This is a genomic window from Micromonospora sp. DT4 (assembly GCF_049841675.1).
Taxonomy (GTDB): domain Bacteria; phylum Actinomycetota; class Actinomycetes; order Mycobacteriales; family Micromonosporaceae; genus Micromonospora.
The window spans coordinates 1-21,524 of the sequence record NZ_JBNCKT010000098.1 but is presented as its reverse complement, the minus strand read 5'-3'; the positions used below and the strand labels follow the sequence as shown (position 1 = coordinate 21,524).

19 protein-coding genes are annotated in these 21,524 nt (G+C 70.3%); 6 read left to right on the top strand and 13 right to left on the bottom strand.

The window, feature by feature from the left end; translation table 11 throughout:
* Positions 1–76 precede the first annotated feature (76 nt).
* Both purH and purN read right to left on the bottom strand, forming a co-directional pair.
* Positions 77–1,648: a bifunctional phosphoribosylaminoimidazolecarboxamide formyltransferase/IMP cyclohydrolase gene (gene purH, locus ACLQ24_RS22830; protein WP_425893756.1), complete on the bottom strand. Its 1,572-nt coding sequence runs from the start codon at positions 1,646–1,648 to the stop codon at positions 77–79.
* Entirely contained in the window at positions 1,645–2,265 is a 621-nt protein-coding gene (purN, locus tag ACLQ24_RS22825; protein WP_425893755.1) for a phosphoribosylglycinamide formyltransferase, read from the bottom strand. The genes purH and purN overlap by 4 nt, the downstream gene beginning before the upstream one ends.
* A 183-nt stretch (positions 2,266–2,448) precedes the next feature.
* On the opposite strand from purN, the gene ACLQ24_RS22820 reads away from it, so the two are divergent.
* Together ACLQ24_RS22820 and ACLQ24_RS22815 are read left to right on the top strand one after the other, a co-directional pair.
* On the top strand, positions 2,449–2,745 hold the full coding sequence (locus ACLQ24_RS22820; RefSeq protein ID WP_425893754.1) for a CD225/dispanin family protein: 297 nt from the start codon (positions 2,449–2,451) through the stop codon (positions 2,743–2,745).
* 27 nt (positions 2,746–2,772) lie between these two features.
* Complete coding sequence (locus tag ACLQ24_RS22815; protein WP_425893753.1) at positions 2,773–3,333, top strand: DUF4190 domain-containing protein; 561 nt, start codon at positions 2,773–2,775, stop codon at positions 3,331–3,333.
* A 219-nt stretch (positions 3,334–3,552) separates the two neighbouring features.
* On the opposite strand, the gene ACLQ24_RS22810 is transcribed toward ACLQ24_RS22815, so the two are convergent.
* The gene (locus tag ACLQ24_RS22810) at positions 3,553–4,863 is read right to left on the bottom strand and encodes a DUF6350 family protein (RefSeq protein ID WP_425893752.1); all 1,311 of its coding nucleotides are present in this window, start codon (positions 4,861–4,863) and stop codon (positions 3,553–3,555) included.
* Positions 4,864–5,064: 201 nt separating this feature from the next.
* Here ACLQ24_RS22810 and ACLQ24_RS22805 point away from each other — a divergent pair, with 201 nt between their 5' ends.
* Positions 5,065–5,331: a DUF4190 domain-containing protein gene (locus ACLQ24_RS22805; RefSeq protein WP_355247036.1), complete on the top strand. Its 267-nt coding sequence runs from the start codon at positions 5,065–5,067 to the stop codon at positions 5,329–5,331.
* Positions 5,332–5,394: 63 nt separating this feature from the next.
* Here ACLQ24_RS22805 and sucD read toward each other — a convergent pair whose 3' ends face one another.
* The 3 genes from sucD to ACLQ24_RS22790 all read right to left on the bottom strand — a co-directional run bounded on the left by sucD (position 5,395) and on the right by ACLQ24_RS22790 (position 8,317).
* Entirely contained in the window at positions 5,395–6,282 is an 888-nt protein-coding gene (gene sucD, locus ACLQ24_RS22800; protein WP_425893751.1) for a succinate--CoA ligase subunit alpha, read from the bottom strand.
* Between the two features lie 2 nt (positions 6,283–6,284).
* Complete coding sequence (gene sucC / locus ACLQ24_RS22795; protein ID WP_425893750.1) at positions 6,285–7,463, bottom strand: ADP-forming succinate--CoA ligase subunit beta; 1,179 nt, start codon at positions 7,461–7,463, stop codon at positions 6,285–6,287.
* A gap of 449 nt (positions 7,464–7,912) precedes the next feature.
* Positions 7,913–8,317 carry a cobalamin B12-binding domain-containing protein gene (locus ACLQ24_RS22790; protein ID WP_425893749.1) on the bottom strand — a complete coding sequence of 135 codons (405 nt, stop codon included), beginning with the start codon at positions 8,315–8,317 and terminating at the stop codon, positions 7,913–7,915.
* Positions 8,318–8,744: 427 nt separating this feature from the next.
* On the opposite strand from ACLQ24_RS22790, the gene ACLQ24_RS22785 reads away from it, so the two are divergent.
* Together ACLQ24_RS22785 and ACLQ24_RS22780 are read left to right on the top strand one after the other, a co-directional pair.
* Positions 8,745–9,452, top strand: coding sequence for a M23 family metallopeptidase (locus ACLQ24_RS22785; RefSeq protein WP_425893748.1), 708 nt, complete (start codon positions 8,745–8,747; stop codon positions 9,450–9,452).
* Between the two features lie 271 nt (positions 9,453–9,723).
* The gene (locus ACLQ24_RS22780) at positions 9,724–10,485 is read left to right on the top strand and encodes a M23 family metallopeptidase (protein WP_425893747.1); all 762 of its coding nucleotides are present in this window, start codon (positions 9,724–9,726) and stop codon (positions 10,483–10,485) included.
* Between the two features lie 62 nt (positions 10,486–10,547).
* Here the strand turns inward: ACLQ24_RS22780 and pcrA are convergent, their stop codons facing one another.
* Complete coding sequence (gene pcrA / locus ACLQ24_RS22775) at positions 10,548–12,953, bottom strand: DNA helicase PcrA (RefSeq protein WP_425893746.1); 2,406 nt, start codon at positions 12,951–12,953, stop codon at positions 10,548–10,550.
* A 302-nt stretch (positions 12,954–13,255) separates the two neighbouring features.
* Here pcrA and ACLQ24_RS22770 point away from each other — a divergent pair, with 302 nt between their 5' ends.
* A complete protein-coding gene (locus ACLQ24_RS22770; RefSeq protein ID WP_425893745.1) occupies positions 13,256–13,645 on the top strand; it encodes a chorismate mutase in 390 nt (129 codons plus the stop codon).
* Positions 13,646–13,718: 73 nt separating this feature from the next.
* Here the strand turns inward: ACLQ24_RS22770 and ACLQ24_RS22765 are convergent, their stop codons facing one another.
* The 6 genes from ACLQ24_RS22765 to ACLQ24_RS22740 form a co-directional block, all read right to left on the bottom strand.
* Positions 13,719–14,732 carry an ABC transporter ATP-binding protein gene (locus ACLQ24_RS22765; RefSeq protein ID WP_425893744.1) on the bottom strand — a complete coding sequence of 338 codons (1,014 nt, stop codon included), beginning with the start codon at positions 14,730–14,732 and terminating at the stop codon, positions 13,719–13,721.
* Positions 14,725–15,753, bottom strand: coding sequence for an ABC transporter ATP-binding protein (locus ACLQ24_RS22760; protein WP_425893757.1), 1,029 nt, complete (start codon positions 15,751–15,753; stop codon positions 14,725–14,727). Before ACLQ24_RS22760 ends, ACLQ24_RS22765 begins: the two co-directional genes overlap by 8 nt.
* A gap of 25 nt (positions 15,754–15,778) precedes the next feature.
* Entirely contained in the window at positions 15,779–16,738 is a 960-nt protein-coding gene (locus ACLQ24_RS22755; RefSeq protein ID WP_425893743.1) for an ABC transporter permease, read from the bottom strand.
* On the bottom strand, positions 16,731–17,657 hold the full coding sequence (locus ACLQ24_RS22750) for an ABC transporter permease (RefSeq protein WP_425893742.1): 927 nt from the start codon (positions 17,655–17,657) through the stop codon (positions 16,731–16,733). The genes ACLQ24_RS22755 and ACLQ24_RS22750 overlap by 8 nt, the downstream gene beginning before the upstream one ends.
* Positions 17,658–17,806: 149 nt before the next feature.
* A complete protein-coding gene (locus ACLQ24_RS22745) occupies positions 17,807–19,447 on the bottom strand; it encodes a peptide ABC transporter substrate-binding protein (protein WP_425893741.1) in 1,641 nt (546 codons plus the stop codon).
* Positions 19,448–20,097: 650 nt separating this feature from the next.
* A complete protein-coding gene (locus tag ACLQ24_RS22740; protein WP_425893740.1) occupies positions 20,098–21,261 on the bottom strand; it encodes a thioester domain-containing protein in 1,164 nt (387 codons plus the stop codon).
* Between the last annotated feature and the right edge of the window lie 263 nt (positions 21,262–21,524).

Here is a 21,524-nt window from a genome sequence, read left to right as displayed (position 1 = left end):
ATCACACCCGAACCAACGACTCACCGGGTCACCGGGTCACAGTGGAACTACAACCATGTAATTCACGGACGGCCCCTTAGTGGAAGAAGTGGCGGGTTCCTGTTAGGTACATCGTTACGTTGGCCTTCTTGGCCGCCTCGATGACCTCTTCGTCGCGGATCGAGCCGCCGGGTTGCACGATGGCGCGGACGCCGGCGTCGAGGAGGATCTGCGGGCCGTCGGCGAACGGGAAGAACGCGTCCGAGGCGGCCGCCGAGCCCCGCGCCCGGTCGGCACCGGCCCGGGTGACCGCGAGCTGCGCCGAGTCGACCCGGTTGACCTGACCCATGCCGACGCCGACGGTCGCGCCGTCCTTGGCGAGCAGGATCGCGTTGCTCTTGACCGCGCGGACCGCCCGCCAGGCGAACGCCAGGTCGCGCAGCAGCTCTTCGTCGGCCGCCTCGCCGGTCGCCAACTGCCAGTTCGCCGGGTCGTCGCCGGGAGCGTCCACCCGGTCGGCGACCTGAGTCAGCACACCACCGGTCACCGACCGCCACTCGACGGCCGCCGGGGTCCACGCGGGCGCGCGCAGCAGCCGGATGTTCTTCTTGCCCTGCAACACCTCGACCGCGCCCTCGTCGAAGCCGGGCGCGACCACCACCTCGGTGAAGATGTCCGCGACCTGCCGGGCCATCTCGACCGAGACCGGCCGGTTGACCGCGATCACGCCGCCGAACGCCGACACCGGGTCGCAGGCGTGCGCCCGGCGGTGCGCCTCGGCCACGTCGACGCCGACAGCGATGCCGCACGGGTTGGCGTGCTTGATGATCGCCACGGCCGGCTCGTCGGCGAAGTCGTTCGCGGCCCGCCAGGCGGCGTCCGCGTCGACGTAGTTGTTGTAGGACATCTCCTTGCCGTGCAGCTGCTCGGCCTGGGCGAGCCCCGCCGGGGCGTCCGGGTCGCTGTAGAGCGCGGCGGGCTGGTGCGGGTTCTCGCCGTAGCGCAGCACCGTCGACTTGCGCAGCGCCGACCCGGCGAACGCCGGCCAGGAGTCGTCGGCCGGGGCCAGCTCGCGGGCGCACCACTGGGCGACGGCCACGTCGTACTCGGCGATGTCGGCGAACGCGCGGGCGGCGAGCGCGCGACGCTGGGCCAGGGTGAACCCGCCCTCGTCGAGCGCGCCCAGCAGCGCCGGATAGCCGGCCGGGTCGGTGAGCACCGCGACCGAGGCGTGGTTCTTGGCGGCGGCCCGCACCATGGCCGGCCCACCGATGTCGATCTGCTCCACGCACTCCTCGACGCCCGCACCGGAGGCGACGGTCGCCTGGAACGGGTAGAGGTTGGAGACCAGCAGGTCGAACGCGGCCACGCCCAGCTCGTCGAGCTGTGCCACGTGGGTGTCCTTGCGCAGGTCGGCGAGGAGGCCGGCGTGCACCTTCGGGTGCAGGGTCTTCACCCGACCGTCGAGCACCTCGGGGAACCCGGTCACCGTCTCCACCGGCGTCACCGGCACCCCAGCGGCGGCGATCGTGCCCGCCGTGCTGCCCGTGGACACGATCTCCACACCGGCCGCGTGCAGGGCCTGGGCCAGCTCGACCAACCCGGTCTTGTCGTAGACGCTGACCAGCGCCCGCCGAATCGGGCGACGCCCGTCCTGAGTGGAACTCACGGAACCGTGACCTTCCTTCCGGTGATGGTCCAGCCTTCGCGGACCAGACGGCCGACCTGCTCGACGAGCTGGCGGCGCTCGGCTTCCTTGATGCGCTCGGTGAGGGTGTCGACGTCGTCGTCGTCGAGCACCGGCACCGCGACCTGCGCCACGATCGGCCCGGTGTCCATGCCGGCGTCGACGAAGAAGAGCGTGGCGCCGGTGAGCTTCACGCCGTAGGCGAGGGCGTCGCGCGGGCCGTGGATGCCGGGGAACGCCGGCAGCAGGGTGTTGTGGGTGTTCAGGTAGCGGTCGCCGAAGGCGGCGAGGAAGTGCGGGCCGACGAGCTTGAGGAAACCGGCGGAGATGACCAGGTCGGGTTGGTGCTTGGCGACGTGCGCGGTGAGCGCGCGGTCCCAGGCCTCCCGGCTGTCGTGGTCACGGACCCGCTCGACGAAGGTCGGCACCCCGGCGGCCTCGGCCCGGTCCAGGCCCGCGATGTCGTCGCGGTCCGCGCCGACCGCCACCACCTGGGCGCCGTACGCGGGGTCGACGGCGGCGTCCAGCAGGGCCTGGAGGTTGCTCCCGGAGCCGGAGATGAGGACGACGATGCGGGCGGCGGACGCGGGCTCGGTCACCGCAACACCCTATCGGGCAGGTCAGGAACGCCCTTCGGCCGGGCGGCGCGCCGAATCCGTGACAGTGCTGGCGAGCATCGACCCGGTACGCTGCCGGTCGCTCGGGCTGGACACCGTGCCGGTCCGTACACCCCTGCCAGCGATCCGGCACGCCGATCGTGCCGATGGAATGAGGAGCACCCCATGCACCCCGGCGCCCACCCCCAGCAGCAACCGCCCATGAACAACAACATGACGATGTCGATCGTCGCCATCTTCCTGTTCTGGCCCCTGGCCATCCCGGCGATCATCAACGCGTCGAAGGTCAACCCGCTCCTGCAGCAGGGTGACTACGCCGGCGCCCAGGCCGCCGCGGCAGAGTCGCGCAAGTGGTCGAAGTGGGCCCTCATCGTGGGCATCGCGTGGCTTGTCATCGTGCTGCTGTGCTGTGCGTTGGGTGGTCTGGGCGCGATCATGAGTGGGAACAGCAGCACCAACTGACGGAACCAGTCCAAGGAGTTCTCTCGAATGCAGCCCGGTAATCCCGGTCAGGACCCGTACGGCCAGCAGCCCAACGACCCGACCGCACCCCAGCCGCCGCACGACCCGTACGCCCCGCCGCCGGCCGCCCCGTACGGCCAGCAGCCCACCTCGGGCCAGCCGTACGGCCAGCCCACCTCGGGCCAGCCCTACGGCCAGCCGCCGCAGGACCCGTACGGCGCGCCGCAGGCCCCGTACGGGCAGCAGCCGCAGGCGCCGTACGGCCAGCAGCAGCCCTATGGCGCTCCGACGTACCCGAACGCCGGGTACCCGCAGGCTCAGGGGCAGAACAACACTCTCGGCCTGGTGTCGATGATTCTCGGCATCGCGTCGATCCCACTGATCTGCTGCCTCTACCTGGGCATCCCGGTGGGCATCGCGGGCGTGGTGACCGGTTACCTCGCCAAGCAGAAGGTCGCCCAGGGCCAGGCCAGCAACGCCGGTCAGGCGAAGGCCGGTCTGATCTGCGGCGCGGTCGGCGTCGGCCTGGGCATCCTGCTGCTCATCGTGGGCATCGTCGGGAACGTGAACCTGCCGACCGAGCCCTGATCGGCTCCCACCCTGTCGGGGCGCTCCGGATTCGTCCGGGGCGCCCCGCGCCGTTCGTGCCACCGCCCCTGCGCCTGCGCCTACGCCTACGCCTACGCCTACGCCTACGCCTACGCCTACGCCATTGATCATGAAGTTGTCGCCCCTCGCCACGGCGTGTCGCGACAACAACTTGATGATCGACGGAGGGCGTGGCGGGGTCGGGCGGTCCCTGTGCGGTCAGGCGGTGGGGCGCGGCGGTGGTGCTCCGGTGGTGCGGGCCAGCACGCGGGTGGCGGCGGCGCCGAGCAGCGCACCGACCGCGACGACGCCGGTCGACACCGCGCCGACCTGCCAGGCCACCGGCCCGAGCTGGGCCAACCGGCCCGCGCCGAGCGGCCCGCCGGAGGCCGCGGCGGCGACGCCGAGCAGCACACCGGCCACCGGGCCGGCCAGCGCCGCCGGCGCCAACAACTCCGCCCAGCGCCGCGGGGCACGCTCCGGCCCGGCGACGCGGGCCAGCCGGCGGGCGAGCAGCCAGCCGGCGACCATCCCGGCCAGCACCGGCACCGCGAGCAACAGGGCGCCGAGGCCGTCCACCGGGCCGCGCGGCAGGCCAGCGAGCAGGGGCACGGCCGGCAGCGCGCCGACGGACACCTCACTGGTACGCACAGCCGTGTCGACGCCGACCGCGAAGCCCGGCCCGAGCAGATAACTGGTCGACCAGACTGCCGCGTTCGGCGCGTACGCCATGCTGACCAGGGTGATCCCGGCCTGCCCGGCCGCCCCCGTCCGGTACGCGCCGATCATGTCCGCCGCGTCACCGCCGCCCATGGCCACGGCCAGGCCGGCCGCGCCGGCGCCCGCGCCGAGCAGCAGGAGCACGGCCACCAGACCGGTGCGTACGCCGTCGCGCAGCGGGCCGGGTATCCGGGTGACGAGCAGCCGGGTCACGGCGGTGATCCGGATCGCGCCGACCAGCGCGCCGAGCGTGCCGACGACCGCGAACGTGACCGCCGCGCGCACCGGGGACACCTGCGGCCCGTGCGCGCGGGTCAGCACGGCGGCGAGCGCGCCGAGCAGCGCGTACGCCAGACCGACCGATCCGGCCGCGATAAGCGCTCGGCGCGGCGAACGGCTGTCGCGGGCGCCGATCGCGCGGCTCACGTGCACACCGGCCCGGCTCAGTCGCCAGAGCGCGAGCACGGTCAACGCCAGCGGGGCGAGCCCGAACGGGCCCGCCTCGGTGTGCAGCGGCACGCCGTGCCCCACCAGCCAACCGGCCAGCGCGGTGCGCAGGGTGCCGCCCAGCGTGGTGGAATCCGCGCCGAGCTGGACGAGGCCGAGCACGACGGCCACCGGCAGGTACGAGGTGAGGGCGGCCCCGCCGGCGGCCACCCCGGCGGCGACGGGCAACGGCGCCCGTCCACGCGGCGACCCACCGGCCCGGGGCGCGGGCACCCGTCGGCGCGGCGCGGCGCGGTCGACCGGCCGGTCGACGGCGCGTACGCCGCCGGCACGGCTGGGACGGTCAGGGGTGATGGGGGACATCCGCTCTACTCTGGCACGTCGCGCGGGCGGTGGCAGTCCGTTAACCCGCCCCGGAGGGCGGCGAGTTGGGCGAACCGGGTTCCGGACGGCCCGGACGGGTCTAGCCTCGGCCCAGAGGGGGGTGGCCCTAGCCGCCATCGGGTCCCATCCGCCGGTCGCGGCCCGGGTCCGCCCGCCGCCCACGACCGACCGGAGGTAGTCGTGACGACCGCATACCCGCCGCCCCCGCCACCGCCGGCCAGGGGCCGGGACCGCACCACGCTCTGGGGCGTGCTCGGCATCGTCCTCGGCCTGATCTGTTGCGGCATCCTCGGCATCATCTTCGGCTACCTGTCACTGCGCGACGCGCGGCGCAACGGCCAGTCGCCGGTTCTCGGCTACCTCGCCATCGCGTTCGGCGTGATCAACATCATCGGTGGGTCGATCCTGCGCCTCACCGGCAACTACCCGTTCTGGAACAACGACTGAGCCGGCGGTACGACGAAGGGGCCGACCGGTTCCGGTCGACCCCTTCGCTGTTGCTCTGCCGGCTCAGTTGCCGGACATGATCTCCCGCATCAGCTTCGCGGTCTCGGTCGGCGTCTTGCCGACCTTCACCCCGACGGCTTCGAGCGCCGCCTGCTTCGCCTCGGCGGTGCCGGCCGAGCCGGAGATGATCGCGCCGGCGTGGCCCATGGTCTTGCCGGGGGGCGCGGTGAAGCCGGCGATGTAGCCCACCACCGGCTTGGTGACGTTGGCCTTGATGAACTCGGCGGCCCGCTCCTCGGCGTCGCCGCCGATCTCACCGATCATCACGATGGCGTCGGTCTCCGGGTCGGCCTCGAACGCCTTGAGGGCGTCGATGTGCGTCGTACCGATGATCGGGTCGCCGCCGATGCCGACGCAGGTGGAGAAGCCGATGTCGCGCAGCTCGTACATCATCTGGTAGGTCAGCGTGCCGCTCTTGCTGACCAGGCCGATCCGGCCGGAGCCGGTGATGTCGGCCGGGATGATGCCGGCGTTGCACGCGCCCGGCGAGGCGATGCCCGGGCAGTTGGGCCCGATGATGCGGGTCCGCTCGCCCTGCGCGAGGTTGTACGCCCAGAACGCGGCGGTGTCGTGCACCGGCACGCCCTCGGTGATCACCACGGCCAGCGGAATCGCGGCGTCGATCGCCTCGACCACGGCGGCCTTGGTGAACTGCGGCGGCACGAAGATGACGGTGACGTCGGCCCCGGTCTCGGCCATGGCGTCCGCCACGGACGCGAAGACCGGCAGCTCGGTGCCGTCGAAGTCGACCTTCTGGCCCGCCTTGCGCGGGTTGACGCCGCCCACCACGTTGGTGCCGGCGGCGAGCATCCGCCGGGTGTGCTTGGAGCCCTCGGAGCCGGTCATCCCCTGGACGATGACCTTCGAGTCCTTGGTCAGCCAGATAGCCATGATCAGACCCCCGCAGCTGCCAGCTCAGCGGCCCGCTCGGCCGCACCGTCCATGGTGTCCACCCGCTGCACGAGCGGGTTGTTCGCGCCGTCCAGGATCGCCCGGCCGGCCTCGGCGTTGTTGCCGTCGAGGCGGACGACGAGCGGCTTGGTGACCTGCTCGCCGCGCTGCTCGAGCAGGGCGAGCGCCTGGATGATGCCGTTGGCGACCTCGTCGCAGGCGGTGATGCCGCCGAAGACGTTGACGAAGACGCTCTTCACGGCCGGGTCGGACAGCACGATCTCCAGCCCGTTCGCCATCACCGCGGCGCTCGCGCCGCCGCCGATGTCGAGGAAGTTGGCCGGCTTGACGTTGCCGTGCCGCTCACCGGCGTACGCGACCACGTCGAGGGTCGACATGACCAGACCCGCGCCGTTGCCGATGATGCCGACCTCGCCGTCGAGCTTGACGTAGTTGAGGTCCTTCTCCTTGGCCGCCTGCTCCAGCGGGTCCACGCTGGCCTGGTCGACCAGGGCCTCGTGGTCCGGGTGCCGGAACGCGGCGTTCTCGTCCAAAGTGATCTTGGCGTCGAGCAGCAGCAGCCGCCCGTCGCCGTTCTTCGCGAGGGGGTTCACCTCGACCAGGGTGGCGTCCTCGGCGACGAACGCCTGCCACAGGCCGACGGCCACCTCGACGACCTGGTCGGCGACCTCGGCCGGGAAGCCGGCCGCGGTGACGATCTCCCGGGCCTTGGCCTCGTCGACACCGGTGTTCGCGTCGATCGGCGCCTTCACGACGCGGTCCGGCGCCTCGGCGGCGACCTGCTCGATGTCCATGCCGCCGGCCACGCTGGCGATGCAGAGGAAGGTGCGGTTCGCCCGGTCGAGCAGGTACGAGAAGTAGTACTCCTCGGCCACGTCCGCCGTCACGGTGATCATGACCTTGTGGACGGTGTGACCCTTGATGTCCATGCCGAGGATGTCGGTGGCCCTGGCCACCGCCTCATCCGGGCCCTCGGCAAGCTTGACGCCACCGGCCTTGCCTCGGCCGCCGACCTTCACCTGCGCCTTGACGACCACTCGACCGCCGAGGCGTTCGGCGATCGCGCGGGCCTCTTCCGGGGTCGTGGCGACGCCGCCGGCCAGCACGGGCAAGCCGTGCCGCTCGAACAGGTCCCGCCCCTGGTACTCGTACAGGTCCACGATTGCGCGTCCCGTCCCGTCTCCGCGGCGCGCCGTCGCGCCGCCACCAGCGTTCAGAAAACAGTTTGACGCCTGTCATCAGTTGAAACAGGCCATTGGCGGCAGCCTAGCGAGGTGTGCACCGCCGGCAACCGAGCGGGTGCGCGGTGTGCGGTAATGCACAACCCCGTGCCGAACGGGGCGGATTCCGGCCGCGCCGTGCGCGGCGTCAATCGTCCGGAGGATGTTGCTGGGGGTCCGTAACCCGCCCGTCGGGGCGTCGTTGAGTCAGGTGTCGGCGCGCTGAGCAGCGCAAAGACGGGATACGGCCGATGCCCTGTCGGTCGAGGGGTGGCGGCGGGGCATCGTGCATAGAGGGGCCGGACGTGTGAGGGGTGCGTCCGGCCCCTCCCCCGTGCCCGGATTCCGGCGCTCCCGGGCAGCACGGCTGCCGTCAGGAGCGGCTCCCCTCAGGCGACCGGCTGCGCGACGTTCTCGCGGACCCACTCGACGATCGCCTGGGTGGTGGCGCCCGGCGTGAAGATCTTCGCGACGCCCAGCTTCTCCAACTCCGGGATGTCGTCGTTCGGGATGATGCCGCCACCGAAGACGACGATGTCCCGGGCGTCGCGCTCGCCGAGCAGCTCCAGCACCCGGCGAAAGAGCGTCATGTGCGCGCCGGAGAGCACCGAGAGACCGACCGCGTCGGCGTCCTCCTGGATGGCCGCCTCCACGATCTGCTCGGGCGTCTGGTGCAGGCCGGTGTAGACGACCTCCATCCCGGCGTCCCGCAGGGCCCGGGCGACGACCTTCGCGCCGCGGTCGTGGCCGTCCAGACCTGGCTTGGCGACGACGACCCGAATTCGAGAGCTCATCAGCGCACACCTTTCACCGGCTTCACGGCCTTCACCTGAACGAACGGTAACCCGCCCGACCGGGGTCGGGAAATCCGGGCCGGAAACACGTCCGACATCCCCGAGTTCGCGGAAGCAACCCTGGCGCCCGCCATCGAACCAGCCGTACCGTCAAGCCGGACGAGTCCGCCGGATCGGTCACGCTCGGCGACGAACGGGCAGTTACGGGGGCACCGTTTGACGGCACGATGCGTGACAATCATGGACGCAAACGGACAGATCGACACGCCAATTCGGCGCTATGTCTTGTGACTCGCCTGCTGGTTGGCTAACGTGTCCACGGTTGTCATCAGGTCCATGGACGGGTGACGACGCGGTCGGCAGACGTTCACCTGAGCCTCACGGACGCCCACCAGCCGCCTCGGAAGCCCGACAACGGAGGGTGTGCGTGCGCCAGCGCCTGTCGTCTGAGCCCGATCGATATCGCGGTCGCCGCCGCGTACCCACCCCCCCGCGTAGCCGTTACGCGGCAGTCGTCACCACCGCGTTCGTCGGCGCGGGCATCGTCGCGCTGGGCGCCTCGGCCCTTCCGGACGCGAAGGATGTCAGCCCCTCGGTACTCGACGAGCTCAAGCAGGCGTCGATCACCAGCCAGGACGCCGCGGCCCGTGCCGACAACGCCGACCGCGCCTCCCGGGACAGCCGCACGAAGGACGCGGCCGAACCCGAGGTCTGGATGCTGCCGCTGCAGGGCTACGACTTCAACTCCCCGTACGGGATGCGGTGGGGCAAGCTGCACACCGGCGTCGACCTGGTCGTCCCCGAGGGCACGCCGTACGTGGCGGTCCACGACGGCCTGGTCACCAAGGCCGGCTGGTTCGGCGGCTACGGCTACACGGTGATCGTGCAGCACGCCGACGGCAGCGAGGCCATCTACGGCCACTCCTCCGCGCTCAGCGTCAAGGAGGGCCAGCAGGTCAAGGCGGGCGACCAACTCGGCCTCGTGGGCCAGACCGGTCACGCGTACGGCACGCACCTGCACCTTGAGCTGCATGTCAAGGGCGCGCCGATCGACCCCGTCCCGTACCTGCAGGAGCGCGGAGTGGACATCAAGCTGCAAGTCGAGGCAATCTACAGCGAGGTAGCCGCGTCCTGACGCTGCGTACTGACTGTTGACCGCCCGGATCTGCCGATCCGGGCGGTTTCGTCTGCGCCAGCTCGTCGGGATGTCTCCTGGGTCACAGCACCGACTGTGGCTCAGCACACGGTCGGCATGATCACTTTTCCGGATGGAACGCCCCAGACCAGCGCATAACAGGCCGGGTTGTCTGCGGCCGGCGGGCCGGTCGTTCGGTCCCGGCGGCCACCCCGCTCGGCCCGGCACCAGTATTTCGAGGTCAAGTGCCCCTCGACTCTGAAGGTCCGCCGTGCAGGAAGACAGCCCCATCCAGAACGAGAACACCCCCGACACCATCGACGAGCAGCCTCGGCGCGCCCGCCGGCGGAACCGCCTCATCGTGCTCGGCGCGGCCGGCCTGGTCGCCCTCGGGCTGGGCGGCGTCGCCGTCGCCACCAGCGGACCCGACCGGCCCGCGCCCACCGCCGTCTCGCTCGACGCGCAGTCCCGGGCCGAGGCCGCCAGCCGGGCCGACCGCTCGGCGCGCGAGTCGAGCGCGCCGGCCTCCCCGTCGGCCAGCCCGACCGTGAGCCCGTCGACGCCCAGCGCCAGCCCATCGCCGACGAAGACCGCCACCGCAAAGCCGAAGCCGAAGAAGACCGCCAAGCCGACGGCCGCCTGGGTCGACCCGATGCCGGGCGCGTCCGTCACCTCCTGCTTCGGCCAGCGCTGGGGCACCCTGCACGCCGGTATCGACCTGGCGCTGCCCTCCGGCACTCCCATCCGGGCCGCGGCGGCCGGCACGGTCACCCAGGCCGGCGACGCCGCCGACGGGTACGGGAATTCCGTCTTCATCGACCACGGCAACGGCTACCTGACCCACTACGCCCACCAGAGCCGCATCGCAGTCACCGTCGGGCAGAAGGTCAAGGCGGGCCAGGTGATCGGCTACGAGGGCGCCACGGGCGACGCCACCGGCCCGCACCTGCACTTCGAGGTGCACCAGGGCATGTGGAACCAGATCGACCCCGCCCCGTTCATGCGAACCCGAGGCGTAGACCTCGGCTGCTGAGCGCCCCCTTGAGCACCGCCGCCCCGTGCGTCTCGGCCGAGACGCACGGGGCGGCGCGGCGGTCAGAGCTTGTCGACCGGGGCGTGTCGTAGGACCAGCCACATGGTCTGGTCGCCGAAGTCGATCTGCGCACGGGCACCCGGGCCGTGCCCCTCCACGGCGAGCACCCGCCCCAGCCCGTAGCGCTGGTGGTTGACCCGGTCGCCGGCCGCCACCTTCGGCCCCTGCGGCAATTCGCTGGCCGTGGTCAGGCGACTGCCGTCCACGCCGAGCCGCTGGGCAAGCTGGGCCGCCTTCGGCGTACCCCCGGTGAAGGTGCCGCGCCCGCCGGGCGCGCGGTCCGCGCGGCCACCGACGCCGCCGCCCCCGCCGGCCCACGAGGTGTACGACCCCTCGGTGCGCTCCCAGCGCACCAGCTCCGGCGGCAGCTCCTCCAGAAAGCGGGACGGCGGGTTGTAGGACGGCTGCCCCCACGCGGAGCGGGTGACCGCCCGGGACAGGTAGAGGCGCTGCCGGGCACGGGTGATCCCGACGTACGCCAGCCGGCGCTCCTCCTCCAACTCACGGGTGTCGCCGAGCGAGCGCAGGTGCGGGAAGACGCCGTCCTCCAGCCCGGTCAGGAAGACCACCGGGAATTCCAGGCCCTTGGCGGTGTGCAACGTCATCAGGGTGACGACACCCTGGTGGTCGGGGTCGTCGGAGGGGATCTGGTCGGCGTCGGCCACCAGCGCGACCTGCTCCAGGAACCCGGCCAGGGTGGCCCGCTCCCCGTCCTCGCCCAGGGCCTCGATCCGCTCGGTGTACTCCCGAGCGACGCTGACCAGCTCCTGGAGGTTGTCCACCCGACCGGCGTCCTGCGGGTCGAGGCTCTCCTCCAGCTCGGTGAGGTAGCCCGAGCGGGTCAGCAGAGCCTCCAGCACCTCCTCCGGCGTGCCGGTCTCGGCCAGCTCCCGCGCGCCGTCGAGCAACGCCACGAAGTCGGCGATGCCGTTCGCCGCCCGGGTGGAGATGCCGGGCGCCTCCCGGGCCCGGCGCAGCGCCGCGCCGAAGGAGATGCGGTCGCGGCTGGACAGCGCCTCGACGCACGCCTCCGCACGGTCGCCGATCCCCCGCCGCGGGGTGTTCAGCACCCGCCGCAGGCTCACTGTGTCGTCGTCGTTGACCACCGAGCGCAGGTACGCCAGCGCGTCGCGGACCTCCTTGCGCTCGTAGAAGCGCACCCCGCCGACGACCTTGTACGGCAGACCGGCACGGATGAACACCTCCTCGAAGACGCGGGACTGGACGTTGGTGCGGTAGAAGACGGCGACGTCACCGGGCCGGGTCTCGTCGGCGTCGACCAGCCGATCGATCTCCCGGCCCACCCAGTCGGCCTCGGCGTGCTCGGTGTCCGCCACGTAGCCGACGATCCGTTCGCCGTCGCCGGCCTCGCTCCACAGCCGCTTCGGCTTGCGGGACGTGTTCCGGTCGATCACCGCGTTGGCCGCGTTGAGGATGGTCTGGGTGGAGCGGTAGTTCTGTTCCAGCAGGATCGTGCGCGCGTCGGTGAAGTCCCGCTCGAACTCCAGGATGTTGCGGATCGTCGCGCCCCGGAACGCGTAGATCGACTGGTCGGCGTCACCGACCACGCACAGCTCGGCCGGCTCCAGCCCGTCGGTGCCGGAGACCAGCTCCTTGATCAGGACGTACTGGGCGTGGTTGGTGTCCTGGTACTCGTCCACCAGCACGTGCCGGAACCGCCGCCGGTAGCTCTCCGCCACGTGCGGGTGGGACTGGAGTAGATGCACCGTCGTCATGATCAGGTCGTCGAAGTCCAGCGCGTGCGCCTCGCGTAGCCGGCGCTGGTAGAGCGTGTACGCCTCGGCGAGGGCCCGCTCGTTGGGCCCGGTGGCCCGTGCGGCGAACTGCTCCGGGTCGACCAGCTCGTTCTTGAGGTTGGAGACCTGGGCGGCCAGCCCACGCGCCGGGTAGCGCTTCGGGTCGAGATCCAGCTCACGGGCGACCAACTGCATCAGGCGGCGGGAGTCGTCCGCGTCGTAGATCGAGAACGTCGACTTGAGGCCGGCGTGCTGGTGCTCGGCGCGCAGGATGCGGACGCACGCCGAGTGGAACGTCGACACCCACATCAGGCGGGCCCGCGGGCCGACCAGCGCGGCCACCCGCTCCTTCATCTCGCCGGCCGCCTTGTTGGTGAACGTGATGGCGATGATCTCGCCGGGATGGACGTCCCGTGCGGCGAGCAGGTACGCGATCCGGTGGGTGAGCACCCGGGTCTTGCCGGATCCCGCACCGGCCACGATCAGCAACGGGGAGCCGGCGTGGCTGACCGCGTCGCGCTGCGGCCCGTTCAACCCGTCGAGGAGCTGCCGCGGATCGAGGCGGGCGGAGGCCGACCCGGGGCGGTTCGGACGGGCCGGCGCGGACTCCGGCGCGGGCGGGGACGCGGGGATGTCGAAGAGAGGATGCATCGCGCGACAAGTCTATGCCGCCAGCCGGACACTTCCCGACCGGTGCGACCCGCTCGTCGAGGCCGCCTGCGAAAGCCACGACGTCAGGATCGGCGCCGGGATCCTTGCGTACCGGGGACCGACGTGGGCATACTCGACGGCGTGATCGCTGTGCGCTACTACTTTTACTACGGCACCGGGAGTCCGGCTGCCGTGGGTCGCGCCTGATCGATCAGACCTGCGAAAAGCCCCGGGCTCCTGGAGTCCGGGGCTTTTTCGTCCCGGGTTGCGGGCACGGGGCACCACAGCGCGAGAGGTACCCGATGATGACAGACGTGGTGGAGCAGAACGGCGGCCCGGCCCAGCCGGACCCGGCACCGGTCCCGGCGAAGGGGGACGTGTCGGAGGCGGGCCCCCCGGGGGAATCCGGCGACCCGGCCGATGCGCGCACCGGCACCGTGGAGCCGAACGCCGCCGCGCGGATTGTGCAGATCAGGGAGCGGATCGACGAGATCGACCACGCGTTGATCACGCTCTGGCAGGAGCGGGCAGCGCTGTCGCGGGAGGTCGGCGCGACGCGGATGGCCTCCGGCGGCACGCGCCTGGTGCTCTCCCGGGAGCGGGACATCCTGGAACGCTTCCGGCTCGCGCTCGGCGCCGACGGCACGCAACTGGCGTTGCTGCTGCTGCGGGCGGGGCGCGGCCCGCTCTGAGGGCCCGGCGGGCCCCCGACAGACGGAACCGCCTGCCGTCGTCGTGATGACGGCGGCAGGCGGTTCCGGTGACTCAGGCCTCGTGGGTGGCGACGATCTCGCGCCGTTCCGCGAAGTGGCAGGCACTCGGATGGTCCGAGTCGCCCCGGATCTCCAGCAGCGGATCCTGCTGGGCGCAGACCTCCTGCGCCTTCCAGCAGCGGGTCCGGAACCGGCAGCCCGAGGGCGGGCTGATCGGCGACGGCACGTCACCCGTGAGCCGGATGATCGTCTTGTTGTTCCGCTGGGTCGGGTCCGGCACCGGCACGGCCGAGAGCAGCGCCTGGGTGTACGGGTGGGTCGGCCGCTCGTAGATCTCGTCCTCGGTGCCGATCTCGACGATCTTGCCGAGGTACATCACCGCCACGCGGTCCGACAGGTGGCGGACCACCGACAGGTCGTGGGCGATGAAGACGTACGACAGCCCCAGCTCACCCTGCAGCTTTTCCAGCAGGTTCATGACCTGGGCCTGGATGGAGACGTCCAGCGCCGAGACGGGCTCGTCGCAGACGATCACCTCGGGCCGCAGCGCGAGCGCCCGGGCGATGCCGATGCGCTGACGCTGACCGCCGGAGAACTGGTGCGGGTACCGGTTGATGTGCTCCGGGTTCAGACCGACCAGGTCGAGCAGCTCGCGGACCTTGGCCCGACGGCTACCCCGGGGTGCCACCTCCGGGTGGATCTCGAACGGCTCACCGATCAGGTCACCGACCGTCATCCGCGGGTTCAGCGAGGTGTACGGGTCCTGCATGACCAGCTGGATCTGCCGACGCAGGCGACGCAGCGCCCCACCGGAGAGCTTGGAGATATCCTGGCCCTTGTAGACCACGCTGCCGGCGGTCGGCTTCTCCAGGTTCATGAGAACCCGGGCGAGGGTCGACTTGCCGCAGCCGGACTCGCCGACGACACCGAGCGTCTCGCCGGCCCGCAGACCGAACGAGACCCCGTCGACGGCCTTGACGTGGCCGACGGTCTTCTTGAACACCACACCCTGGGTGACGGGGTAGTGCTTGACCAGGTCACGGACCTCGAGGATGTTCTCAGACACGGTTCACCAGCTCCTCGGCGAAGTGGCAGGCACTGGCCCGGGCGTGGCCCACCTGAAGCAGCGGGGGGACCTTCTCCCGGCACACCGGCTGAGCCATGGGGCAGCGCGGGTTGAACGGGCAGCCCGGCGGGATGTTCATCAGGTTCGGCGGGAGACCCTTGATCGTCCGGAGCTGCTGCCCCTTCTCGTCGAGCCGCGGGATCGAGTCGATCAGACCCATCGTGTACGGGTGCGCCGGCTTGGCGTACAGGTCGTACACGTCGGCTTCCTCGACGATGCGGCCCGCGTACATGACGGCGATCCGGTCCGCGACGTCGGCGACCACGCCGAGGTCGTGGGTGATCAGGATCATGCCCATCTGCCGCTCACGCTGGAGCTCCGCGAGCAGGTCCATGATCTGGGCCTGCACGGTCACGTCGAGCGCGGTGGTCGGCTCGTCGGCGATCAGCACCTCGGGGTCGAGCGCCAGCGACATCGCGATCATCGCGCGCTGCCGCATACCACCGGAGAACTGGTGCGGATAGTTGTTGAACCGGCCCTTGGCGTTCGGGATCTTGACCTGGTCGAGCATCTCGATCGCGCGCTTCTTGGCCTCGGCGCGACCCATGCCCCGCCGGACCCGGAACTGCTCGGCGATCTGGAACCCGACGGTGAAGACGGGGTTCAGGGCGGAGAGCGCGTCCTGGAAGATCATCGCGATGCCCTCGCCGCGGATGCGACGGCGCTCCTCGCTGGACATGCGGAGCATGTCCTTGCCGTGGAAGCGGACCTGCCCACCGGTGACGAAGCCGGGGGGCGTGTCGAGGATGCCCATGATGGTCTGCGCCGTGACGCTCTTGCCGGAGCCGGACTCGCCGAGCACGGCGAGGGTCTCCCCCGCGTCGACGTGGTACGTGACCCCGTTGATGACCTTTGCGACGCCGTCCCGGGTACGGAACTCCACCCGCAGGTCGTCGACCTCGAGCAGCCGGCCGGGGGGACGCCCGGACCCGCCGGATCCCGGCGCGGACTGCTCGGACACGAGAATGTCGGACACTGGATCTCCCCTAGCGGAGTTTCGGATCGAGGGCCTCGCGGACCGCCTCACCGAGCATCACGAAGCTCAGCACTGCGGCGACGAGGAAGGCGGCGGGGAAGAACACCAGCCCCGGCGCGACCCGGATGAACTGCTGCCCGTCACTGATCATGATGCCCCAGGACACCACCGGCGACTTCAGGCCGACACCCAGGAACGACAGGGTGGCCTCGGCGCCGATGAACGAGCCGACCATGATCGTGCCGTAGACCAGCAGCGGGGCCAGGCAGTTCGGCAGCAGGTGCTTGAGGATGATCCGGCCGCTGCCGGCGCCCAGCGCGCGGGCCGCGACGATGTAGTCGGCCTCCCTGGTGGCGAGCACCGAGGAGCGCATCAGCCGCATCACGACCGGCCAGCTCAGCACGATCAGCGAGATGGTCACCAGGCCCATGATCTCGGTCTTGCTGTTGGCGCTGCCCGATCCGTTGAAGGTGGTGAGGATGACGATCGCGCCGAGCACGAACGGAATCCCGAAGAACACGTCGGCGACCCGGCTGAGCACCGTGTCGACCCAGCCACCGACGTAGCCGGAGATGATGCCCATGGCGCCGCCGACCAGCAGGGTGCCGACCACGGAGAGCACGGCGACCACGATGGAGGCACGGGCGCCGTAGATGACCCGGGCGTAGACGTCCCGGCCCTGCAGGTCGTACCCGAACCACGCGTCGCCGGACGCCTTGTTGAGGCTGCGCGAGAGCGCTCCGTTGACCGGGTCGCCCGGGGCGAACAGCGACGGAAAGGCCGCCATCAACAGAAAGATGACGATGATCGTCGCCGAGATCCAGAACAGCGGCTTGCGGCGCAGGTCGCGCCAGGCGTCACCGAGCAGACCACGAGGCTTCTCGTTGCCCTGCGGCCCGGGGGCGGCGGGGGTGTCGGTCGACTGGGCGGGAGGGGTGCTGACAATCGATGCGGTGCTTGGGTCACTCATAACGGATCCTCGGGTCCAGGGCGGCGTAGAGCAGGTCGACCAACAGGTTCATCACCAGATAGACGACCACCAGTACGACCACGATGCCAACCACGGTAGCGCTTTCCTTGGTGACGATCGCGCGGTAGACCTCGCGGCCGATTCCGTTGATGCCGAAGATGCCCTCGGTGACGATCGCGCCGCCCATCAGGGCGCCGAGGTCGGTGCCGAGCAGGGTGACCACCGGAATGAGCGAGTTGCGCAGCAGGTGCACACCGACGACCCGACGCATCGGGAGGCCCTTGGCGATGGCGGTGCGCACGTAGTCGGCGCGGCGGTTCTCCGCGATGCTCGTGCGGGCCACCCGGGCGATGTACGCCACCGACGCGCTACCGAGCACGAAGCCCGGGACGAGCAGTTCGGAGAACCGCATCTCGGACGAGACGGTGGGCTTGACGATGTGCCACTGCACGCCCAGCAGCCACTGCAGCACGAAGCCGACGACGAACACCGGCAGCGCGAGCAGGAAGAGGGTCGAGACCAGGACCAGGTTGTCCAGGAAACCGTTGCGGCGCAGACCGGTCAGGATGCCGGCGCCGAGGCCGATGACGGCCTCGATGGCGAGCGCGACCAGGGCCAGCTTCAGCGTGTTCGGGTACGCCGTGGCGATGATGTCGCCGATGTCGCGCTGCGAGAACGTCTGCCCGAAGTCGCCCTGGAGGAGGTTCTTCATGTAGTTGCCGTACTGCACGAAGACGTTCTGGTCCAGGTGGTACTTCTCGGTCATGTACGCGACGTACTGATCCGGGCAGCGGCGCTCGCCGCACTTGCCCGCGAACGGGTCGCCCGGAACGGACCAGACGAGCCAGTAGATCAGGAAGGTCGAGCCGATGAAGACGGGCACGAGTTGGAGCAGCCGTCTCAACAGATAACGGCCCATGGGGTGGTCCTCCAGACAGGGGGCGCGTCGGACGGCCGACACGGTGGTGACAGCGTGGCGAGTGGAGTGTTGTAGCACCCACTTGCGGAACGGCCCCGGGTCGGGCTCACCGGATGTGGCGAGCCCGACCCGGGGTCAGACCGTACGGATCAGAGCTCGACCGAGGTGATGTCGAGTTCGCCGACGTTGTTCAGCTCGAGCTTCTTGATCTTCTCCGAGTGGCCGGACTGCTGGCCGTAGAAGTAGATCGGGATGCTCGGGACGTCCTGGTCGACGACCTCGACGGCCTTGGCGAACGCCTCGTGCGAGGCCTCCAGGCTCGGCGCGGCGCTGGCCTGCTTGGCCAGGGCGTCGACCTGCGGGTTGCTGTAGAGGCCGTCGTTGGTGGAGCCACCCTTGACGTAGAGCGGGTTGACCCAGTTCTCCACGTCCGGGTAGTCCTGCTGCCAGGCGGCACGGTACGGGCCGGTCATCTTGTGGGCGTTGATGTTCTGCCGGAACACCGCGAAGGTCGGGATGCCCTCGGCGCGAGCGTTGATGCCGAGGTTCGTCTTGACCTGCTGCGCAACCGCGTCCATCCAGTCCTTGTGGCTGGAGTCCGAGTTGTAGTAGAAGACCATCTCGCCGGTGAAGCCGCCGGCCTCGGTCAGCAGCTGCTTGGCCGTGGTCGGGTCGAACTTGCAGGCGGTGCAGTTACCCGGCTTGGCGCCCGGGGTCAGCGGGTTCGCCCAGCTGTCGGCCGGCTTGCGGGTGCCGAAGAAGATCTTGTCCGAGATCTCCTGCCGGTTGATCGACAGCGAGACCGCACGACGCAGCTTCGGGTTCTGGAAGCGCTTGTCGTAGATCGGGAACGCGATGAACGCGGTCGTCGGGGTGACCGTGTTCAGGCCCCGGTCACCGAGGTCGGTCTTCCACTTGTCGCCGGCGAGCGCCGAGGTGGGGACGACCTCCATGAAGTCGAGGTTGTTGGCCAGCAGGTCGACATAAGCCGCGTTTTCGTCCTGGTACAGCTTGACGTCGACGTCCTTGATCTTCATCTTGTCACGCAGGGCGTAGTCGTCGAAGCGCGTGAGCTTGATGAGGACGTTGTCCTGCCACGAGACGAACTTCACCGGGCCGTTGCCGATCGGCTTCTTGCCGAACTCCTCGGGCTTCATGGTGAAGAACGCGTCCGGCAGCGGCATGAACGCGCTGTAGCCGAGCTTGGTCGGGAAGACCGCGGTCGGCGCGGCGAGGGTGACCTCGAAGGTCTGCTCGTCGATGACCTTCAGGCCGGAGAGCTCCTTGGCCGTCGGGGCCGGGGCCTTCTGCGGGCCGTCCGGGCCGTCCGGGTCCTCGGTGTAGGTCTTGTCGAAGCCCGCGATGTCCGAGAAGAAGGAGCCGTTCTGCGCGCCGTTCGGCGAGTACGCGGCCCAGTTCCAGGCGTCGACGAAGTTCTTCGCCTTCACCACGGTACCGTCGTGGAACTTGGTACCCTTCTTGATCTTGATCGTGAAGACCTTGGAGTCCTTGGTGTCGATGGACTCGGCCAGCGCGTTGCGCGGGGCCCCGCCGTCGTTCGGGTACTCGACCAGGCCGGTCCACAGCCAGTCGATGACCTTGCCACCGCCGGTCTCCGTGGTGTTCGACGGAACCAGCGGGTTCTCCGGCTGGACGCTGTGGATGACGATGCCGCCATCCTTGCTGGCGGCGGCGTCGCCGTCGCCGTCACCGCTCGAGCAACCGCTCGCGACAAGCGCGGCAGCCGCGCTGAGCGCGATCGCGCTCGTCGCCCGCTTCGAGACTCTCATTCGAGGGGCCTCCTCTTTCTAACCTGGTTCCGTCGTGGGTTTCACGCACGTTTGGGGGTGACACCGCCCGGCTACCCCGGGGCGGAGGTCGCCGGGACCACAGGGAAGTTTGCGGACACCCCTGATGTTCCGATCCGCCGGGCTCCCCACCCGACGGGGCACGACCCTACGCAGGCGTCGCGACCACGAACCCGCCGGGAAGCAGCGGAGATCATGGTCGTCTGCCGTACGGAGTGCCACACACCGAGGGTGAGGTGCTGCCACTGTGACACCCACTGGCCTCTTCCGTGAAGGTGCCGTTATCAAGCCGTTAGTTGCCCGCCACGATGTCGATACTTGAAAAATGATCATAAAACGGTCGGCGTGAGGGTCCACCACTCGACGTACATGACCTGCTGGAAGACCCGCGCGACGCTCAGATCCGGTTTCTGTGCGCTGCCCCGCGACCGAGATCGGCCAGTCCGTAGCCGATCGTGCGCGCACCGTTCTTTGCCCGTCCGGACGATGTCCGCGTCCGCTGCACGGGCACCAGCAACGGCTGGGTGGACGAGGGTGTCGCGGACGACTCTCTGATCACCAGTGGTCGCCACGACGACATCGGCCCCGGCCCCGCGCGCGCGGTGCCGGGGCCGATGGTGCGGCGCAATGGATCAGGCGGTGAAGCGGACCTTGCGGCGACGCACCACCAGAACGGCCACCGCGCCCGCGGCGAGCAGCAGCAGACCAGCGGTCGCCGCCGCCGCGATCGGCGAACCGGTCAGCGGCAGGCCGCCACCGTTGCTCGCCGGCGAGGTGGACGGGGCCGGGCTGGCCGGCTGCGCCGAGTCCGACGGGGTGGTCGACGGGGTGGTCGGCGAGGCCGACGCGCTCGGGGTCGGCGATGCGGTGGCCGGCGGCGTCGCGGTGACGGCGGCGAAGGTGGCCGCGGCCCGGGCGGTGACGGTGGCGCCGGTGCTGCCACCGAGGATCAGCTTCTGCGCCTTCTTCGGGCCGGTGAACAGGAACACGCGGCCGAAGGAGACCGAGTCCTGCGCGGTCAGGGTCACGTTTACCGTGCCGGCGGCCTCGGCGGCCAGCCAGAACTGCGCGCCGTTGGTGGTCGTGGTGACCGGCTTGCCCTCGGCGTCGACGGCGGTGCCGCCGGTGGCCGCGACGGTGATGACGCCCGCCGGGCCCTTCACCGTGAACGGACCGGCCTTGCCGCCGACCGTCGCGGTGGCGCTGGCCGGGTCGACAGACAGCTCGGCATGCGGCTCCGGCTGGTCGGTGGCGTTGTTGACGAGGTAGTCACGAACCCTCGTGATCACCTCGTACTGGTTACGGGGCTGCAGGTCCTTCTCCCAGGCGCCCAGCTCGATACCGTCGCTGAAGTGCCAGATGGCGGTCTGGGTACCGAAGTAGAGCAGGTTGTCGAGCTGCCTCTTGCCGATCTTGGTGTCCACGCCGGCGGCGGCGAGGAGCTTGGTGGAGTCGACGTTCGGGTAGCCGTGGGTGAGCACCCACTGCACCTTGCCGAGGTTCTTCACCTGGGACTCGTCCCAGGTGCCCTCCCCGTACGTGCCGTTGTTCTTCACGTTCGTGCGGTAGTCGATGCAGAACGCCGGCACCAGCTTGCCGTCGATCTTCAGGGCGAGCGCGGACGTGGTAAGCGTCTTGCCGTCGAGCTTCAGGATGACCTCGGTGTTCTTGACCACCTTGGCCACACCGGTGGCCGGGGCCGCGGCGGCCGCACCGGCCACGCCGAGCGCCAGGGCGCCGCCGGCGATGGCCGCCAGGGCGACCCGCGCCCAGTGTCGTCCTCGTTGTCCCAACATCAGAAGTGGTACCTCTTCCCCAGGGGTGACCCGCCATCGCGGGCACGCGCGTGAGCCGTCGTCTCCGCGGGATGTAACACCCACGCGCGGAAACGGGACCGGGGCAGTATGGAACCACGGATGATCGTTTGTCAGCCCCGCCCGGCGGCATCCGTGGCATGTGCCCGAATTGCCGGGGCGGAGGAATTATTGACCCGTAAGGCAAATAGTTGATGGTCAGGAGGCGGCGTAGCGGACTTCGGGCTTGCGGAACAAGGATTTCA